Origin of the sequence: Cognatundibacterium curvum (assembly GCF_014284235.1) — a bacterium.
Classification (GTDB): domain Bacteria; phylum Pseudomonadota; class Gammaproteobacteria; order Burkholderiales; family Burkholderiaceae_D; genus Undibacterium; species Undibacterium curvum.
Genome location: NZ_JACOGD010000006.1, coordinates 1 through 19292, shown reverse-complemented (window position 1 = coordinate 19292; position 19292 = coordinate 1). Strand labels below are relative to the sequence as shown.

Genomic DNA, 19292 nt, shown 5'->3' with positions numbered 1-19292 from the left:
AGATTGCTGCTCATGCGTACAAACAAACACACTCTGCATCCTCATCGTTCTTCACGCGCTTCGCCACAGCCCAGATATCGTCTGGAAAACTGGCACAGGCGCAGTCTGTATGTATTGTTTGCTGGCCTGACCGTAAGCGGACTGATATGGCTGATCGCCCATTTTTTCTTGCGCACTGTGGGTGAATTTGGAGAAAGTATACATCCCGCCGAACACTGGAGTATGCAGCTCCACGGGGCATTGATCATTCCTGTGGTGTTCCTGATTGGTAGTATGTTGTTCCAGCACATAAGGCGAGCGCATTTAGGCAGGCACAATCGTTACAGTGGCTGGACGATGTTGCTGTTCTTGTGTTGGCTACAAATTTCCGGTTATGGATTGTATTATCTCGCCAGCGAACAGCTGCGACCGGTCTGGTCAGTGTTGCATTGGATTCCGGGCCTGTTATTACCCGGAATCCTGTGCCTGCATATACTGCTGGGCCGCAGGCACTGAACACTCGTTTACAGATTCGGTGCCAGCCAGCGTTCTACATCTGGCTTGGCAACGCCACGGCGGCTGGCCATGTCGCTGACCTGGTCATCACCGATTTTGCCGACGCTGAAGTATTTGGAATCAGGATGCGCGAAGTAGAAACCGGATACCGCAGCGCCAGGGATCATGGCCCAGGATTCGGTCACATACATCTCGATATCCTGACACTGCATTTGTGCAAACATCTCGGTTTTCACGGTGTGTTCCGGGCAGGCCGGATAGCCGGGAGCAGGGCGGATGCCGCGATAATTTTCGCGTATCAGCTCTTCATTGCTCAGTTGCTCGTTGGCTGCATAACCCCACAAATCGGTACGCACACGCTCATGCAGATACTCGGCAAAGGCTTCAGCCAGACGGTCTGCCAGCGATTTCAGCATGATGCTGCTGTAGTCGTCATGCGCATCTTCAAAGCGTTTTTCGTGTTTTTCTATACCCAGACCCGCGGTCACGGCGAACATCCCTATGTAGTCTGCGATACCGCTGGCTTTAGGCGCAATGAAGTCGGCCAGACATTGATTCGGGCGCTGGATTTTTTGTCCATCGGGGCCATCGACCACCGGTTTTTCAGTTTGCTGGCGCACGCCGTAATAGGTGAACGCGACTTCGCTGCGGCTGTCATCGGTATAGATTTCTATATCGTCTTCATTCACGCTGTTGGCTGGCAGCAGTGAGACGATGCCATTGGCAGTGAGCCAGCGGCCTTCGATGATTTTTTTCAGCATAGCCTGACCTTCGGCATACACTTTGGTCGCGGCATCGCCGACGATTTCATCGCTCAGGATGGCTGGGAAAGGCCCGGCCAGATCCCAGGTCTGGAAGAACGGACCCCAGTCTATGTAGTTAGCGATGGTGGCCAGATCGACATTTTTAAATACACGGCGGCCGATGAATTTCGGTTTCACCGGTGCTTCTGCGCCGCTGAATGAAACCCGCATCTTATTGGCACGTGCCTGTTCCAGCGTCAGCATAGGTGTGGCTTTTTTATTCGCATGCTGAATCCGGATACGTTCGTAATCGCTGCCAAGTTCAGCAATGTATTGCTCGCGGCTTTCCGGTGTCAGCAGCGACTGCGCAACCGATACAGAGCGCGAGGCATCCGGTACATAGACCACCGGACCTTCATAATTCGGCGCTATCTTGACCGCAGTATGCGCGCGGCTGGTGGTGGCGCCGCCGATCAGCAGCGGGATTTTCATCATACGGAAATGCGGATCGCGTTGCATCTCTTTGGCGACATAGGCCATTTCTTCCAGCGATGGCGTGATCAGACCGGACAAGCCGATGATGTCGGCATTTTCCGCTTTGGCTTTGGCCAGGATTTCTGAGCAGGGCACCATCACGCCCATGTTCACGACTTCAAAGTTATTACATTGCAGGACCACGGTCACGATGTTTTTACCGATGTCATGCACGTCGCCTTTGACGGTGGCAATCACGATTTTGCCCTTCGGTTTGTGATCGCCGCTGCGTTTCTTTTCTTCTTCGATGAAGGGCACCAGATGCGCCACAGCCTGCTTCATCACACGCGCCGATTTGACCACCTGCGGCAAGAACATTTTGCCTTGTCCGAACAGATCTCCGACGATGTTCATGCCATCCATCAGCGGTCCTTCGATGACCTGGATAGGGCGCTCAAATTGCTGGCGCGCCAGTTCGGTGTCTTCCACTATCCATTGTGTGATGCCGTGTACCAGCGCGTGGGCCAGGCGTTTTTCAACCGGGTCATTGCGCCATTCCAGCGTCGCTTCTTCTTTTTTGCCACCAGCTTTGAGGGTGGCGGCGAATTCGATCATGCGCTCGGTCGCATCATCGCACCGGTTCAGCACGACGTCCTCGACCCGTTCGCGCAGTTCGGGATCGAGCTCGCTATACACCCCTATCATGCCCGCATTCACTATGCCCATAGTCATGCCAGCCTGAATCGCGTGATACAGGAACACGGTATGGATGGCTTCGCGTGCCGGATCATTGCCACGGAAAGAGAAGCTCACATTCGATACGCCGCCGCTGATTTTGGCACCCGGCAGATTCTGATGTATCCAGCGCGTCGCTTCGATAAAGTCTACTGCGTAGTTATTGTGTTCTTCGATACCGGTCGCGACCGCAAAGATATTCGGATCAAAAATAATATCCTGAGGATCGAACTGAATCTGATCGACCAGCAGACGGTAAGCGCGTTCGCAGATTTCCGTTTTACGCGCATAGGTATCGGCCTGACCGGTTTCGTCGAATGCCATCACGATCACCGCTGCACCATAGCGTTTGCACAGGGTGGCCTGACGCAGGAATTCGGCTTCGCCTTCTTTCATGGAGATCGAGTTCACAATCGCCTTACCCTGCACGCATTTCAGACCCGCTTCGATCACCGACCATTTGGAGGAGTCGATCATGATAGGGACGCGCGCAATATCGGGTTCCGAGGCGATCAGATTCAGGAAGCGTGTCATCGCTGCCAGCGAATCAAGCATCGCTTCATCCATATTGATGTCGATGATTTGCGCACCGTTTTCTACCTGCTGACGCGCAACCGCCAGCGCTTCATCGTATTGCTCGTTGAGGATCAGACGCGCAAAAGCCTTGGAGCCGGTGACGTTAGTACGCTCACCGACATTGACGAACAGGCTTTGTTCATCGATGGTGAAAGGCTCCAGCCCGGACAGGCGCATGGCTGGCGCGATCTGCGGTAACTGGCGCGGCGCCTGGGTTTGCAGCAGATCGGCGATGGCCTTGATATGCGCTGGTGTGGTGCCGCAGCAGCCACCGGCGATGTTGATGAAGCCGGCTTCGGCGAATTCTTTGAGCAGGGCCGAGGTATCCGCCGGCAGTTCATCAAAGCCAGTGTCGCTCATGGGGTTAGGCAAACCCGCATTCGGATAAATACAGACAAAGGTATCGGCGATTTTGGATAATTCTTCAGCATACGGACGCATCAGCGTGGCACCGAGTGCACAGTTCAGGCCGATGGTGAGCGGTTTGGCATGGCGTACCGAATTCCAGAAAGCGGGTACCGTTTGTCCCGACAGGATACGGCCGGAGGCATCGGTGACGGTACCGGAAATCATGATAGGCAGACGCTGACCGCTTTCCTCGAAATACTGATCGATAGCGAACAGCGCCGCTTTACAGTTGAGCGTATCGAAGATGGTTTCGACCAGCAGCACATCAGCGCCGCCTTCAATCAGGCCACGCACCTGTTCGTGATAAGCCGTGACCAGTTGGTCAAACGTGACATTACGCGCCGCCGGATCATTCACATCGGGTGAGATGGAGGCGGTCTTAGGCGTTGGTCCCAGTGCGCCCGCGACAAAGCGTGGCTTGTCCGGGGTCGAGTACTTATCGCAGGCGGCGCGTGCAATTCTGGCCGATGCCACGTTCATCTCATAGGCCAGATGCGCCATATGGTAGTCGTCCTGCGCAACTGTAGTCGCACCGAAGGTATTGGTTTCAATCAGATCCGCACCGGCCGCCAGGTATTGTTCATGGATTTCAGCGATCACATCGGGACGGGTCAGCGACAGTAATTCATTATTCCCTTTGACGAATAATTCGCGCACGCCTTCGGGGCCGGTGAAGTGTTGAAAACGCTCGCCACGGTAATCGGCTTCGGTCAGTTTGTAACGCTGGATCATGGTGCCCATCGCGCCATCCAGGATCAGGATGCGTTGTTGCAGCAGGGTGCGCAAGCGGGTTTCGGTAGCAGAGACAGGCACAGTTGTAGTCATGATGTTTACTCGTTCAACAAGGAGGCGGGAGCTGCTCGGCGTTTGATCGCCATTGTCAGTCAGTCATCCAGACTGCTACGCTCTGCGTCCTGATAATAAAAAACCCGATCGGCTGATGCATGCATGCGGATCGGGTCGGGTCCTTTTAGCAGCATTTATTATGCGCCCGCAATCTGAATCTCAAATCGGCGCTGAGGAGAAATTATACGTCAAATCAATGGCTTGGACCCGTCAGGCCCGGTGTTTGCAGGATTTTGTTTATACATTTTGGGCAGATGCTTATGATCTTTATGCAAAAAACCACAGACTGTTTGCAAGCAGTTCACATAATTTCGCTGCTGCGGGCGCGACCATCTGTGCTGTCTGTCAGTGAAAAATAAACAGAAAATAAGCGTAAAAAAAAGGCATATCCTCAACAGAGAGATATGCCAAAAGGGAATCTACATGGAATCTAAAGCGAATCAGGTGCCACGCCCGCCAGTGTGCGGCGAGCGTGGATGGGCAGAACTTAGTTGTGTTTTTTATGGCGCGTCACAAACAGGCTGGCGATGATAGAGCCGCCCAGAATGGTGCCGATGACCATTAAAGAGACACCGGTCGGTACATGCATCCATTCGACGATGAGCATCTTGATACCGACGAACATCAGCACAAAAGCCAGGCCGAATTTCAACAGGTGGAAGCGATCCGCCATATCTGCCAGCAGGAAGTACAAAGCACGCAGTCCCATGATGGCAAAGATATTCGAGGTGAATACGATGAAGGGATCGGTCGTCACTGCAAAAATCGCCGGAATCGAATCCACCGCAAAAATTACATCTGAAATTTCTATCAGTATCAAGACCAGCAGCAAGGGCGTGAAAACGCGTTTGCCGTTTTCTTTGATGCTGAATTTTTCACCATGAAATTCTTTGGTAAAAGGCAGTATTTTTTTCGCCAGGCGCAGTACCGGATTAGCTTCTATATCCGGTTCCTGTTCAACGCTGACCAGCATACGGAAACCGGTAATCAGCAGGAATACGCCAAACAGATACAGTACCCAGGAAAACTGTGTTACGACCCAGCTGCCCGCCAGTACCATGATGATGCGCATGATGATTGCGCCCAGTACGCCGTACAGCAAGACTTTACGCTGATATTGCGGTGGTACGTTGAAATGCGCGAAGATCATCAGGAACACGAAGACATTGTCGACCGACAGAGATTTTTCTATCACATAGCCGGTCAAAAATTCCATCGCCTTGACGGTTGCCAGCTCACGGCCCACGGTTTCGCTCAGATATATCCACAGACCGAAATCGAAGGCCAGTGCCAGTGCCACCCAGACGATGGACCATCCCGCCGCTTCCCGGACGCTGACTTTATGTGCCTTGGAGCCGCCCAGCGCAAACACGTCGACGGCTAACATAGCTAACACAAAAACGATAAATACTGCCCACATCCAGGGCTGTGCGACGGAATGTATCATGGCTTACTCTTTTTCCATAAATCCCAGCAACTGCAACAGGCTGGTGAATAAGTTGAAAATAGTGATGTACAGGCTGACGGTTGCCATGATGTAGTTAGTTTCACCACCACGGATGATATTGCTGGTTTCAAACAGGATCATGCCTGACATCAGCAGCACCATCACACCGGAAATCGCCAGAGACAAAGCTGGAATCTGGAAGAAAATCGCACCCAGACTCGCGACCAGTGCCACGATCATGCCCGCCATCAGGAAGCCGCCCATGAAGCTGAAATCACGCTTGCTGACCAGCACGTAAGCGGACAGACCCATGAAAATCAGACCGGTCAGACCCATGGCCGTCATCACAATGGAAGAGCCGCCTGGCATCTTCAGATAGACACTCAGTATAGGTCCCAGGGTGTAACCCAGGAAGCCAGTCAGCGCAAATACAGCAGCAATACCCCAGCCACTGTTACGTAATTTAGTCACCACAAACAGCAGGCCGAAATAGGCGACCAGGGTGATGATGATACCCGGCCCCGGTATTGCAAATGCCACACTGAGCCCTGCGGTCAGCGCGGAAAACAGCAGTGTCATCGACAGCAGCATATAGGTATTGCGTAATACCTTATGGCTGTCACTCGCGGTGGTATCGGTATAGTCGACAGATTGCACATCACGTGCAGTCGAACGGCTCAAGATTTTCATGCTTTTCTCCTGAAATGTTGAAGTCTCATACATATTCCCAAGAACAGGACTTCCCCTTCCCAACAGAAGGTAGCTGCAGTCTAGTTGCAAGCAAATTGAAAGAAAAGTCGAATATAATTGATAAATACTTCGTAAAAATCGATGTTTTACGCGTGCTGAATCTATCTGCACAGTGCAAGCTTAGATTTTTGCTTCCTTCTTGTTCGTCTCAGCCTGCTTGTTTATGCCAGCTTTAAACTACAAACACTTGCATTACTTTTGGATGGTGGCGAAATCCGGCAGCATCGCGCGCGCCAGTGAACAACTGCATTTGACGCCGCAAACTATCAGCGGCCAGCTCGCGCTGTTTGAAGAAATGCAGGGGGAAGCCTTATTTCGCAAGCAAGGTCGTAACCTGGAGCTGACCGAGGCGGGGCGTCTGGTATTCAGCTATGCAGAAGATATCTTCGCCTTGGGCCGTGAGTTGGAAGAAGTGCTGCATCACAGACCGACTGCGCGTACCGTGCAGCTGCGGGTCGGGGTGTCCGATGCGGTACCCAAGACAGTGGCCTACCAATTGTTGGAACCAGCCATGAGTCTGCCGCAGACCTTGCGCATTAACTGCCGCGAGGGCAAGCTGGAATTGCTGTTAGCGGAACTGGCGATGCATAAGCTGGATGTGGTGTTGTCGGACAGTCCTATGCCGGTGACCGCCAATGTACGCGGTTACAGCCATTTGCTGGCTGAATCCGGGATCAGTTTTTTTGCGACAGCTGCGTTGCGCGCCAGCCTGCCGGACAGTTTTCCGGCTTTACTGGATGGTGCACCATTTTTGTTACCCGGCGAAGATGCGGCCTTACGCGGCCGTTTGCTGCAATGGCTGGATCAGCAACAATTGCACCCTAAGGTGACAGGGGAATTTGATGACAGTGCGCTCATGAGTGCCTTTGGTCAGGCTGGCGCCGGGGTGTTTGCTGCGCCAACGGTGATCATGGACAGAGTGATGCGTCAGTATGACGTGGAGTTGATAGGGCAAACGCCTGAAATTCAGGAACAGTTTTACGCGATTTCTATCCAGCGTAAGATCACCCATCCGGCGGTACTCGCCATCAGCGAGGCGGCCCGTTCAGCAGTGCTGCCCTGATAGCCTGCTGTTGGCGGCGACATAAAAAAGCCCACCATCACATGACGGGCTTTCATCCTTGCGCAGCGCGTCGTATCAGCGGCGGCCTAACAGGGATTTGACGGTGCGATCCATAGGAACCGCATAGTCGTAGGTGCTCAGCACGATATTGTCGCCCGGACGTATCAGTTTCAGATTCACGAACACCATTTTTTCACTCTCAGCATAAGTACCGACGATGACCGCCTGTGCGCTGTGGTTGGTCGCGACTTCTTTGATTTCGCGGGTCAGCAGTAATTCACCGACGTTTTGTTTGATGAATACTTTATCGCGGAATTTCATCTCTACCATCTGGTAGCCGGAACGTGAAAACTGGCCGGATACCTGTTCAGCGACGATACGGCCGAACGGAGATGATTCTTCCAGTGCGTTGATGTTGGCCAGTGTTGCCACGATTAGCGGTCGTGATTTATCCAGAGCCGGACCAGCTGCTGCGATCAGTGCTGCTGCCGCTTTCTGGTTGGTTGGGATAAATTCATTGGTTTCCGCTTCTTTCCAGGACAGTGCTGTGGAAGAGCTGGCGGACTGGTTGCCCAGCAGGTTCATATTCGAGCATGCGCTCAGTACTAAGCCGCAACCGACAGCAAGTGCGATTTTTTTCATCATTATTAGCCCCCGATAACTTTAAATTTGAATTCCGTATCTTTGTTGTATAAAGACGCATCGTGTTCATTGACAGGATATGCATCTGTGCGGCGCGCGACAAATTGTGAATTTTTCACCAGCGAAGTCGTGACGATAACTTCATAGTTAGGCTGTACTTCATTGCCTGAAGCCGAAGTCAGACCGAGAAAGCGTCGGTTGACCTGTTTTTCAGGGACAAAACGCACTAACTGAGTGTCGATATCAATAATTTGAGCCGTGCCATCATTAAATTTACGCACAGTCACACCCTGATTGACCAGCGATGTTACAACTTGAGCATAAAAAGCCTGAGCAAACTTACTGGGACTGGCTGGTGGTGTAACAAATACCGGCGCGCCGATTTTATCGGTACCCAGCTTGATTTGATCAGCCACGTCCTTGGCGATCAGTAACCAGTTAGACGCGCTGGTTTGACTATCCATATTTTTTGTCGTGCCTGCTTCCGTATAGCTGCTGAATTTGGAGCTTGCACAACCCGCCAGCAGCATTGCTGCGACAGCAACGGGAACAAATTTCTTCATCCGCTTACCTTTACTCCTGAGAAACTGAAAACAGTGGCGTAGCCCTGCATAGCGTGCAGACGCTGAATCCGCCTTGAAGAATACAACAACTAGTATCCTCAGCGAAAGAATTTGCAGTCGACTAAGAGATAAACAAAAATTTTGGGGGGAACTCGGGGTCTGGTACGACATTTCTGATCAGGAATGTCGTTTTTTTGCTGCATTTGCAAACAGTGCAGTGGGTGCCGCAGGGCTGCGGCACCGCCTCAGGAACAATCAGGAAAAGCTGGCGTCAGCCGGAAATTGAAATCCCTGCAAAAATTCCTGAGCAGGTAAGCGTTTGCCGCCAGGTTTTTGCAATTCGGTCAGTTGCAATGCGTCCTTGCCACAAGCGACAACGATACCTTGCTGGGGATGGGCGCTCAGTATGCTGCCCGGTGCCAGATTGCCCTGATGCGGCAAGACCCTGGCAGCGAAGATTTTGATGGTCTGGTCCGCGCATTGCGCATGGGTGCCAGGAAAGGGGGTAAAAGCACGGATTTTACGCGCCAGCTCAGTGGCTGGCAGGGTAAAGTTCAGCGCTGCTTCTTCCTTACTGATTTTGGCCGCATAGTTGACGCCTTCCTCAGGCTGAACGGTCGCAGTCAGACCATTTTGCTGTAAGGCATGTAAGGCATCGACGATCATTTGTGCACCGAGTGCGGCGAGTTTGTCATGCAGGCTGCCAGTGGTGTCGCTGTCCAGTATTGGCATACTTTGTTTCAGCAGCATAGGACCTGTGTCCAGGCCAGCTTCCATCTGCATGATCGTGATGCCGGTCTCGGCATCACCTGCTTCGATGGCGCGGTGTATTGGTGCTGCACCGCGCCAACGCGGTAACAGGGAGCCATGAATATTCAGACATCCTAAGCGTGGAATGCTGAGTACAGATACCGGCAGGATCAGGCCATAGGCCGCAACCACCATGACATCGTGCGGGGTAGTGCGCAGTAATTCATGGGCACTTTGCGCCACCTCCGGAAATTTTCCATCCAGTTTCAGCGAGACTGGCTGGGCCACTGGCAAATTGTGACTGAGAGCAAATTGTTTGACGGCAGAGGCCTGCAATTGCATGCCTCGTCCGGCCGGACGGTCAGGTTGAGTCAGTACCAGCGGGATATCAAAACCTGCTGCGTGTATGGCTGCCAGCGCGCTTGCCGCGAACTCAGGCGTACCTGCAAAAATGACTTTCATCGACGACCAGCCTGATTCCGTTGTTTTTCGCGCTCTTCTTTTTGTAACTTTGTTTTAATACGGTTACGTTTTAGCGGGGACAAATATTCAACAAAAACCTTGCCTTTTAAGTGGTCCATTTCGTGTTGAATACAGACTGCTAGCAAGTCTTTGCAATGAATTTCAAACGGTTTTCCGTCGCCATCGAGTGCCTTCACCTTAACTTCTGCCGGGCGCTCGACGCCATCATAGATGCCAGGAACGGACAGACAACCTTCGTCATAGACACGCTTTTCTTCGCTGGACCAGGTGATTTCAGGGTTAATAAACACCTGTAACTGGTCATTTGACTCAGAAACATCAATGACGACGACTTGTTCATGCACATTTACCTGTGATGCGGCCAGGCCAACACCGGGTGCGTCGTACATGGTCTCAGCCATGTCGGCAATGAATTGTTTCAGCTTGTCATCGAATACCGTGACAGGTTTCGCCACGGTATGCAGACGTGGGTCGGGATAACACAAAATATTTAGTATAGACATAAGATTTTTCGCAACAAGCCGGAAACAGGTTTACGCGGTTTTTCTTGCTAGTTCAAGGATTTATGGGCAGAATTTGATTCAATTTGGCAAGTTTTGCAAGCTAGTGCCTACTCGCCAGTTTGCGGATTGCAGCATTTTGCATCGGATAATGTTCATGAAAAAGTTTAGCACAATCGCCGCCTTCCTCGTTGCAGGCCTTCCTCTGGTCTCCGCTGTCTCTCACGCGGCTCCGGCTGATGCGACGATTGCACAGGCTCAGGCCGTCGCTGCCAAGAGTAAATGTAGCTTTCTGCCGGATGCGCCCGACAAACATGTGGTCGTCAACGGCGATACGCTGTGGGGTATTTCTTCGCGTTTTTTGCAAAATCCATGGTGCTGGCCGCAAGTATGGGGCATGAACAAAGAAGATATCCGTAACCCGCACTGGATCTATCCTGGACAGATCGTGTATTTTGATCGCGTCAACCAGCGTTTACGTCTGGCAAATGCATCGGGTGAAGGTATGGTTGGTGGTGTGGCTACCGTTAAATTATCGCCACGTGCGCGTGTGCAGGGTTTGGGCGCAAATGCGATCCGCTCTATCCCGGCATCGGCAATTGAACCATTTTTATCCCAGCCTATGGTGGTGGACGTGAACACGCTGGAACGTACCCCGCGTATCGTGGCGGCTCCGGAAAGCCGTGTGAATCTGGGTCAGAATGAAAAAGCCTACGTACGGGGTGATCTGGAGGGGGGGACCTCATTCCAGGTATTTCGTCCCGGCACTCCGTTGAAAGATCCTGAAAGCGGGAATATCATCGGTTATGAAGCCGCATTCGTCGGAACGGTCAAGCTGGACCGGGAAGGTGACGAGAATGGTGATGTGCACACCTTTACCGTAGTAAACTCGAAAGAGGAAATGTCGGTCGGCGACCGCTTATTGCCGATTCCGCCAACGCCTATTCTGAGTTATGTGCCGCATCCGCCCTATGATGAGATCAAGGCAAGGATAGTCAGTGTGTATGGCGGTGTGTCGGTCGCAGGGCAAAACCAGATTGTGACGATTAACCGTGGCCGGGAACATGGGATCGATCTGGGAACCGTGTTGTCATTGCAGCGTTATGGGGCGACAGTGAAGGATCGTACTGATGGTAATCGCCTCATCAAACTACCTGATGAGCAGTACGGTCATGTATTTATTTTCCGCGTGTTTGATACGATTTCTTATGGTCTGGTGATGCAAGTCACAGACTTTGTGAAAGTAGGAGATATCGCGCAGTCTCCGCAGTAAGCATAATGGAGGAGTTTTGTTGCCAGACTGGTTTTACTGGTTACGTTTGCAACATACCAAGGGCGTCGGGCCGGAAACAGCACGACGCTTGCTGGCAGCATTTGGCTTACCTTCACAAATTTTTGCAGCCAGCACAACACAGCTGACTGCTATCGTCCCCCCCAGGTTGGCAGAGGCATTGCTGGCACCGGCCTCAGCTTCCTTGTTACGTCTTGCGGAGCAAACCGATACCTGGCTACAGAACCCTTCCCATCACCTGATTACACTCGCGGATGCTGCTTATCCGGCGACTTTGCTGGAAATCCCTGATCCTCCGCTGCTGCTGTATGTGAAAGGCCGTATCGACCTGTTATCCGCACGCAGCCTGGGTGTGGTGGGCAGTCGCAACGCCAGTGTGCAGGGAGTGCGCAATGCTGGCTGGTTTGCTGAGCATCTTTCACAGGCCGGGATTTGTATCAGTTCCGGCATGGCGGCCGGCATCGACGCCGCAGCGCATGAGGCGGCCTTAGCATATTGCGGGTCCACCATTGCGGTAGTCGGTACCGGTGTCGATATCATCTACCCTGCCCGCCATAAGAATTTAGAAAAAGCCATAGCGGATAAAGGCTGTATTATTAGTGAATACTCACTTGGAACGCCTGCCATCGCCGGGAATTTTCCACGCCGCAACCGACTCATCTCTGGTTTGGCGGCAGGAGTACTGGTGGTGGAAGCCGCCGCCCAATCGGGTTCACTGATCACGGCGCGGCTGGCGGCGGAGCAGGGGCGGGAAGTCTTTGCGATCCCCGGCTCGATACATTCTCCGCTCGCCAAAGGCTGCCATCAGTTGATTAAACAGGGGGCGAAACTGGTGGAGTCCGCGCAAGACATTCTGGAAGAGCTGGCCTGGTTCGATGCGGCTGTGCCTGCATCATTTGCCTCAGGGGCTGCGTCCGTGTTGAATCCAGCGTCATGCGATTTGGAGCCAGTCAGCGCACTGCTACAGCAGCTTGCCTACGACCCGGTGCCGCTGGACGAGCTGGGGGCAAGGACAGGAATGGATTTGGCCAGTTTGCAAGCGCAGTTACTGGAGTTGGAATTATCCGGAATGGTCGAGACTTTGCCTGGTGGGCTGGTCAGGCGTTTGTGTTAATTTTTTGGAAGTAAGCTGGCGCTGCGCGCTGGGCAGTGCTGACTTGATACATATAATCTGTGCACGGGGACTTGTGCCAGAGCAAAGCAACGGATACAGTAGGCGCATGTTTGATATTCTTGTATACCTCTACGAAACGTATTATCGGCCCGAAGCTTGCCCCGATACGGCGGCGCTGGTCAAAAAACTCTCTGCAGTTGGTTTTCCTGAAGATGAAATTTCTGAAGCGATAGACTGGCTGACCGGGCTCGCCACCACCTCTGATAAAGCACAGATGCCGGTACAGACATCAACTGGTTTCCGCATTTATGCGCAATCTGAAATGCACGTGCTGGGTCCGCAGGCGATAGGTTTTATACAGTTTCTGGAATCTGCAGGCTTATTGAGTTTCCATCAGCGTGAAATTGTGATTGAGCGCGCGCTGGCAGTGAACGAGTCTCCCCTGCCTTTGGAAAAGCTGCGCATTATCGTGCTGATGATGCTGTGGAGTCAGGGCGCAGAGCCCGACATGTTAATGTTTGACGAGTTATTGTTGTCAGATGACGACAACGAACCCCGGCTTTTACATTAATCCTTTCTTTTACGAAAGATTTCCCGCAAAAATCTGGTCTGCATTGCGGTTTCTTGCCAGCTCCGATTATTATTGCGCGCTAATTTAGGTTAGTCTTACGCTTATTTTGCAATAAATGTTGCAAATTCGACATTTGTAGTACCAAACCATCCGAGAATTCCGAAATGACAAAAACGCTCATCATTGCCGAAAAACCTTCTGTCGCCGCTGACATAGCGAAAGCTTTGGGAGGATTTACCAAGCATGATGACTTTTTTGAGTCTGATGATTATGTGTTGTCGTCGGCGGTCGGTCATTTGCTGGAAATTACGGTTCCGGAAGAATACGATGTTAAACGCGGTAAATGGAGCTTCACCCATTTGCCGATGATACCGCCACATTTCGCACTCAACCCGATTGCAAAAACCGAGTCGCGCCTGAAAGTGCTGACCAAGCTGATTAAGCGTAAAGATGTCAGTCAACTCATCAACGCCTGTGACGCGGGCCGCGAAGGGGAGTTGATTTTTCGTCTGATCGCTCAGCATGCCAAGGCTAAACAGCCAGTGCAGCGCTTATGGCTGCAATCGATGACACCAACCGCGATACGCGACGGTTTCCACAAGCTGCGCAGTGATGCCGACATGTTGCCGCTGGCAGATGCAGCGCGCTGCCGTTCCGAGTCTGACTGGCTCATTGGTATCAATGGTACCCGTGCGATGACAGCCTTTAATTCTAAAGAAGGCGGCTTTTATCTGACTACGGTCGGTCGTGTGCAGACGCCAACGCTGTCCATCGTGGTAGAACGCGAAGAAAAAATTAAGAAATTCGTTTCCCGTGATTTTTGGGAAGTACGTGCGGAATTTGTCTGCGCCGCCGGGATTTACGAAGGCCGCTGGCTTGATCCGAATTTCAAAAAAGACGAGCATGACACGGAAAAGAAAGCCGAGCGCTTATGGAGTAAAGCAGCAGCCGAGTCTATTGTCGCCGCATGCCGTGGTCGCCAGGGTAATGTCAGTGAAGAATCCAAACCGGCAACCCAGATGGCACCGGCTTTGTTTGATCTGACCAGCCTGCAACGTGAAGCGAATGCCAAATTCGGTTTCTCTGCAAAAAATACCTTGGGGCTGGCGCAAGCTTTGTACGAAAAGCATAAGGTCTTAACCTATCCGCGTACCGATTCCCGTCATTTGCCGGAAGACTATCTGCCAACCACGAAGCAGATACTGGAAAATATTTCAGAAAATCATAATTACCAGCAGTTCGCGGCACAGATTTTGAAGAATAGCTGGATCAAGCCGAACAAGCGGATTTTTGATAATAGCAAGATCAGTGATCACTTTGCGATTATTCCGACTGGCCAGGCGCCGAAAAATCTGTCTGAGCCTGAACAGAAATTGTATGACTTAGTCACACGCCGTTTTATGGCGGTGTTCTTCCCGGCGGCTGAATTCCAGGTCACGACCCGCATTACTGAAGTTTCCGGCCATCAGTTCAAAACTGAAGGCAAGGTGATGACCCAGGCGGGCTGGCTGGCGATTTATGGCAAGGAAGCGCTGGAAGAAAAAGACGGCGATGGCAAAGGCACGTTAGTGCCGGTGGCTAAAGGTGAGAAAGTCATTACCGAAGAAGTCCAGGCACACGGCCTGTTCACTAAGCCGCCAGCCCGTTATTCAGAAGCGACTTTACTGTCTGCGATGGAAGGTGCAGGTAAGCTGGTCGATGACGGTGAATTACGTGAGGCGATGGCAGGTAAAGGGCTGGGTACGCCAGCCACCCGCGCAGCAATTATCGAAGGTTTACTCACTGAAAAATACTTGCTGCGTGAAGGCCGCGAACTGATGCCGACGGCCAAGGCATTTCAATTGATGACCTTGCTGCGTGGTTTAGGGGTGGATGAGCTGACGTCGCCAGAGCTGACCGGTGAATGGGAATATAAGCTGTCACAAATGGAAAAAGGCAAAATCAGCCGTGATGAATTCATGCGCGAAATTGCCCAGATGACCCAAATCATCGTCAAGCGTGCCAAAGAATATGACAACGACACCATACCCGGTGACTATGCGACCCTGCACACCCCGTGTCCGCATTGTGGTGGCGTCGTCAAAGAGAATTACCGTCGCTTTGCCTGCACCCAATGTAGCTTCTCTATGAGCAAAGTACCGGGTAGCCGTCAGTTTGAAGTCGCTGAAGTGGAAGAGCTGCTGGCTAAGCGAGAAATCGGACCTTTACAAGGCTTCCGCTCAAAAATGGGCAGACCTTTTGCCGCGATTTTGAAAATCGTTCCTGATACCGAGCACAATAATCTGAAGCTGGAATTCGACTTTGGTCAGAATCAGGATGATGACGAGGATGCGGAAGGCGTTGATTTTTCCCAGCAGACCGCTTTGGGACCTTGCCCTAAATGCGCCAGTGGTGTGTATGAAATGGGTCTGGCTTATGTTTGTGAAAAAACCGTGGCTAAGCCTAAGGCCTGCGATTTCCGCAGTGGCCGGATTATCCTGCAACAGGAAATTTTGCCGGAACAGATGGTGAAATTGCTGGTGGATGGAAAAACCGATTTATTACCTGGCTTCATTTCCCAGCGCACCCGTCGTCCGTTTAAGGCGTTTTTGGTGCGCGCTAAAGATGGCAAAATAGGTTTTGAATTTGAAGAGCGCAAAGCTAAAGCGCCTGCAAAAACAGCCAAGGCGAAAGCAGTGGCGGCGGAGACCGATGCGCCAGCCGCAGTCAAAAAAACAGCCGTTCGTAAAAAGAAAGCGGCCTGATTCTCTTCATCTCCGTCGTCCGCAAGCAGTCAGCTTACGGACGGCGGTTTCTCCCTGGCCCGGCTTTGCGGCCAGAGAAGTCTGGAACATACAGTTATCTCAGCAAAATTTGCTAATTCCTAAGCTTGTTCGGTATATTGTTCTCAATAACAATTTTGCATTGGGAAATGTATGGTGCCGCGCGAAGTATTGGCTGCGTCTCGACAGGTATTGGAACAGTCTTTTCAGGCTGCCATAGAAAATCTGATTCCACACGCGATAGAGGCTTTGTTTGCTAAAGCCAGCTCCAGCTCGTCTGCAGTCGAGCAGGCAACCGTTTTTCAAACGCGCTATTACTTGCAGGAAAAGCGGCAGGCTATCCTGGAAAAAATGTTGTTCTTTTTGCGTATGTTGCTTGATCGGGGTCTGGAAACCAGTTATGCACATTTCCGTCCAGCCAGTAATATCCTGACCCAGCAGGCAGATTCCTTGTCTTTGCTGGATTCCATGCGCTTCGAAGAAACGCTGCGTTTCAACAGTATCACTACCTTGTTACGTAATCAGGCAGATCAGCAGTTAAATGAGCTGAATCTGCGTATTTCCACTTTGTTTGGTCAGGAAGATATACGCGAACGCGAAAATCCCTTCCGTCCCTATATTTTTGCGCGCTGTATAGAGCAGGCCATTGAGAGTATGCGCTTTGAGGCTGACATCGCAAATCTGATGGTGATACATCTTAGCGAAGCATTGGGCCGCAGTATCTCTGATATTTATCAACAAGTGAATGCGGATTTGGCGCGACAAGGCGTGGAAGCCAAGCTGATAGTGAGACTGAATAAAGCCCCTGATGGATCGAATACACCCGCCGGGAAGTTCGGACATTCTGCATTTGCGAATTCGGCATCGCATTATGGCCGGGCAGCGGTGGTTGCCGCAGCTTCAGGTTTTCCTGCAATGACGATGTCGTCCGTTCCCAGTCTCAAGGACTTTATCAGCCTGCAGCGTGGACGTGCCGCTTGCGCAGAACTGAATCATGAGGGACAGTTAAATGACAGTGAGTTCAGTTGGAAGTCAGACAAGTTCGCACTGGGTGATGTATTACGACGAATTTTCGGTAAAGATGACGGCCGCTTTCCTGAGGGATCAGGTTATACCCAGTTCTTGAACCAGTGCGCCACCAGCAACAATGCCCAGGATTTGAGCTTTCCGGCTGCACTCCTTCCTTTGCTGAAAGAATTGCAGTCTGAAGCAGCCGGTTCCGGTATGTTGGCATCGGAACGTTTTGCCAGCCAGTCGGTATTGCTGAAGCTGCTGGGCAAGATGCATAAACAGTGGGTGACAGAACAGACAGAATTGCGTAATGCGCGCGGCGATCTGCGAAATTTACTTGTTGAGCAACGTCGTAGTTTGCGTGCGTTGACCGATAAACCTGAGCAGCAAATGATGATCGATGTGGTCAGCATGCTGTTTGAGAGTGTGTTTGCCGATACGCTGATTACACCGGAACTGAAGCAGAGCTTTGCCAGATTGCAATTCCTCTACCTGCAATTAGCCTTGATGGATAGCAGTTTCGTGCTCGCACCGCGGCATCCCGCCAGATTGCTGCTGAGCCGCATCTCGAGCGTGATGCTGGCAGTCACTGCCCATCGTGCCACTGAACGTGAATTCGAAGCAGAAATTGCGAAAATCTTTAAGACGCTGGCGCGACATGATTGTGAAGTGCCGGGCTTATTCGAAAGAATTCATACGCGTTTCGACATCTATGTTGAGAAAGAATTGCGCGTTCAGGATAAGGCGATCCGGCGGGCAGTTAAGTCGGTAGAAGAAGCGCAGCTGCGTTATCAGGAGCAGAACCGGCTTTCTTTATTGATTTCGCGGCCATTGGCAGATACTTCGCTTGCACAGCAATTCAAAAATTTCCTGGAACTGGAGTGGGCAAGAGCAATTTTGCTGGCAGCGCGGCAGAGTGAGAGTCAAATGCAGCGCTTCTGTGCCTTCGTGCCGGATGTCATCTGGAGTATCCAGCCCAAACCCAGTATTGAGGATCGGCAACTACTGACTGATAAATTGCCAGAACTGAAGAGTTGTCTGCAGCAGGGGTTGGATTTGCTTAACTGGAACAATTTTAAGCAAAATGCACTGTATGGCTGGTTGAACGATGCGCATCAAAAAGCCCTGAATACGGTGACGACAGGTGGAACGGTACTGAGTCAGGTGGAATTGCAGAACCGGTTTGCGCTCTTACTCCGGCATATACCGCTGCTATGTAGTGAAGGAGACCTGAGCGGAGAGTATGCAGTGATCCGTCCTTTCCTGAGTGCAGTAACCGGAGAAATTGATTTAGCGGTGCGTTATCTGGAATCAGAAGTACACAACACGGATGCTGCAGCAATTCCGCTCGCCTTAAAGCCGGGCAAGTCATTTGATCCCAGGGCTATACTGGATAAACTGGTTTCCGGTACGCCATTGGAAATACAGTACGAGGGCAATGCCCGACGTGCCTGTCTGCATTGGATCGACCCGCATGCATGCGCTTTGGTACTCAGTGTTTCCGGCGTGAGCGAACCTGTTATCGCAGAGCAGAAATATCTGCTGCAACAATTCAGTCGTAGTCAGGCAAGGCTGATAGAAACGGGTCCCGCATTTGAACGCATCATTACTACGATGATACGAACTGCAGACCATCTCGAATCACAAGGACAGGATAACTATCCAGGCTGACATGCTGCATTAAACACAAGGCCTGTTCTCACCTGCTATTTCAACAAAGACGAGACACTCAAAACCTGCTTTTAAGGGATTTCAGCATAATTCATCGAAGGGTGTTGACACAAAGCGGGCTAAGCTTCATAATCTCGTTTCTCTGCTGCTGACGAACAAAACGATTCAAAGCAAACGCCGCAAGGCAGGCAGGAAAAGAATTCAATATTCTGTGATCTTTAACAATTAACAGTCAATAAATGTGAGCACTTGATGAAAGCGCACCGCTTGGTTTTTAACTGAGCGGCAAGCTTAAAAAATATCAAATGCTTCACAAGAAATAAAACAAGACGATTTTCAGAGTTGGTAACAATTCAGAGAATTGAACTGTCAGTATTTTGAGTGAGCGACAGACAGA

At 51.5% G+C, this 19292-nt stretch carries 15 protein-coding genes; 8 read left to right on the top strand and 7 right to left on the bottom strand.

The window, feature by feature from the left end; genetic code table 11:
• The first annotated feature begins 12 nt into the window (after positions 1 to 12).
• Positions 13 to 495, top strand: a complete 483-nt coding sequence (locus H8K43_RS11980) for a DUF4405 domain-containing protein (protein WP_230403896.1) — start codon at positions 13 to 15, stop codon at positions 493 to 495.
• Positions 496 to 503: 8 nt separating this feature from the next.
• Here the strand turns inward: H8K43_RS11980 and metH are convergent, their stop codons facing one another.
• Positions 504 to 4256: a methionine synthase gene (gene metH / locus H8K43_RS11975; protein ID WP_186904062.1), complete on the bottom strand. Its 3753-nt coding sequence runs from the start codon at positions 4254 to 4256 to the stop codon at positions 504 to 506.
• A gap of 160 nt (positions 4257 to 4416) precedes the next feature.
• Between metH and H8K43_RS11970 the strand changes: the two genes are divergently transcribed.
• Positions 4417 to 4629, top strand: a complete 213-nt coding sequence (locus H8K43_RS11970; protein ID WP_186904061.1) for a hypothetical protein — start codon at positions 4417 to 4419, stop codon at positions 4627 to 4629.
• Between the two features lie 135 nt (positions 4630 to 4764).
• On the opposite strand, the gene H8K43_RS11965 is transcribed toward H8K43_RS11970, so the two are convergent.
• Complete coding sequence (locus H8K43_RS11965) at positions 4765 to 5724, bottom strand: TerC family protein (RefSeq protein WP_222611028.1); 960 nt, start codon at positions 5722 to 5724, stop codon at positions 4765 to 4767.
• Between the two features lie 3 nt (positions 5725 to 5727).
• Entirely contained in the window at positions 5728 to 6414 is a 687-nt protein-coding gene (locus H8K43_RS11960; RefSeq protein ID WP_230403895.1) for a Bax inhibitor-1/YccA family protein, read from the bottom strand.
• A 223-nt stretch (positions 6415 to 6637) separates the two neighbouring features.
• Between H8K43_RS11960 and nhaR the strand changes: the two genes are divergently transcribed.
• On the top strand, positions 6638 to 7537 hold the full coding sequence (gene nhaR / locus H8K43_RS11955; RefSeq protein WP_186904059.1) for a transcriptional activator NhaR: 900 nt from the start codon (positions 6638 to 6640) through the stop codon (positions 7535 to 7537).
• Positions 7538 to 7612: 75 nt separating this feature from the next.
• Here nhaR and H8K43_RS11950 read toward each other — a convergent pair whose 3' ends face one another.
• The 4 genes from H8K43_RS11950 to def all read right to left on the bottom strand — a co-directional run bounded on the left by H8K43_RS11950 (position 7613) and on the right by def (position 10478).
• Entirely contained in the window at positions 7613 to 8182 is a 570-nt protein-coding gene (locus H8K43_RS11950) for a FlgO family outer membrane protein (protein ID WP_186904058.1), read from the bottom strand.
• Between the two features lie 2 nt (positions 8183 to 8184).
• Positions 8185 to 8913: a hypothetical protein gene (locus H8K43_RS11945; protein WP_186904057.1), complete on the bottom strand. Its 729-nt coding sequence runs from the start codon at positions 8911 to 8913 to the stop codon at positions 8185 to 8187.
• 84 nt (positions 8914 to 8997) lie between these two features.
• On the bottom strand, positions 8998 to 9954 hold the full coding sequence (gene fmt, locus H8K43_RS11940; protein WP_186904056.1) for a methionyl-tRNA formyltransferase: 957 nt from the start codon (positions 9952 to 9954) through the stop codon (positions 8998 to 9000).
• Positions 9951 to 10478, bottom strand: coding sequence for a peptide deformylase (def, locus tag H8K43_RS11935; protein WP_186904055.1), 528 nt, complete (start codon positions 10476 to 10478; stop codon positions 9951 to 9953). The genes fmt and def overlap by 4 nt, the downstream gene beginning before the upstream one ends.
• Positions 10479 to 10632: 154 nt before the next feature.
• On the opposite strand from def, the gene H8K43_RS11930 reads away from it, so the two are divergent.
• From H8K43_RS11930 to H8K43_RS11910, 5 genes are all read left to right on the top strand, one after another.
• The gene (locus H8K43_RS11930) at positions 10633 to 11748 is read left to right on the top strand and encodes a LysM peptidoglycan-binding domain-containing protein (RefSeq protein WP_186904054.1); all 1116 of its coding nucleotides are present in this window, start codon (positions 10633 to 10635) and stop codon (positions 11746 to 11748) included.
• Between the two features lie 19 nt (positions 11749 to 11767).
• The gene (gene dprA / locus H8K43_RS11925; protein WP_230403894.1) at positions 11768 to 12880 is read left to right on the top strand and encodes a DNA-processing protein DprA; all 1113 of its coding nucleotides are present in this window, start codon (positions 11768 to 11770) and stop codon (positions 12878 to 12880) included.
• Between the two features lie 106 nt (positions 12881 to 12986).
• Positions 12987 to 13451, top strand: a complete 465-nt coding sequence (locus tag H8K43_RS11920) for a Smg family protein (protein WP_186904053.1) — start codon at positions 12987 to 12989, stop codon at positions 13449 to 13451.
• Between the two features lie 164 nt (positions 13452 to 13615).
• The gene (locus tag H8K43_RS11915) at positions 13616 to 16195 is read left to right on the top strand and encodes a DNA topoisomerase III (protein WP_186904052.1); all 2580 of its coding nucleotides are present in this window, start codon (positions 13616 to 13618) and stop codon (positions 16193 to 16195) included.
• A gap of 171 nt (positions 16196 to 16366) precedes the next feature.
• Positions 16367 to 18895 (top strand): DUF1631 family protein, encoded by a 2529-nt coding sequence (locus H8K43_RS11910; protein WP_186904051.1) that lies wholly within the window; start codon positions 16367 to 16369, stop codon positions 18893 to 18895.
• Positions 18896 to 19292 lie beyond the last annotated feature (397 nt).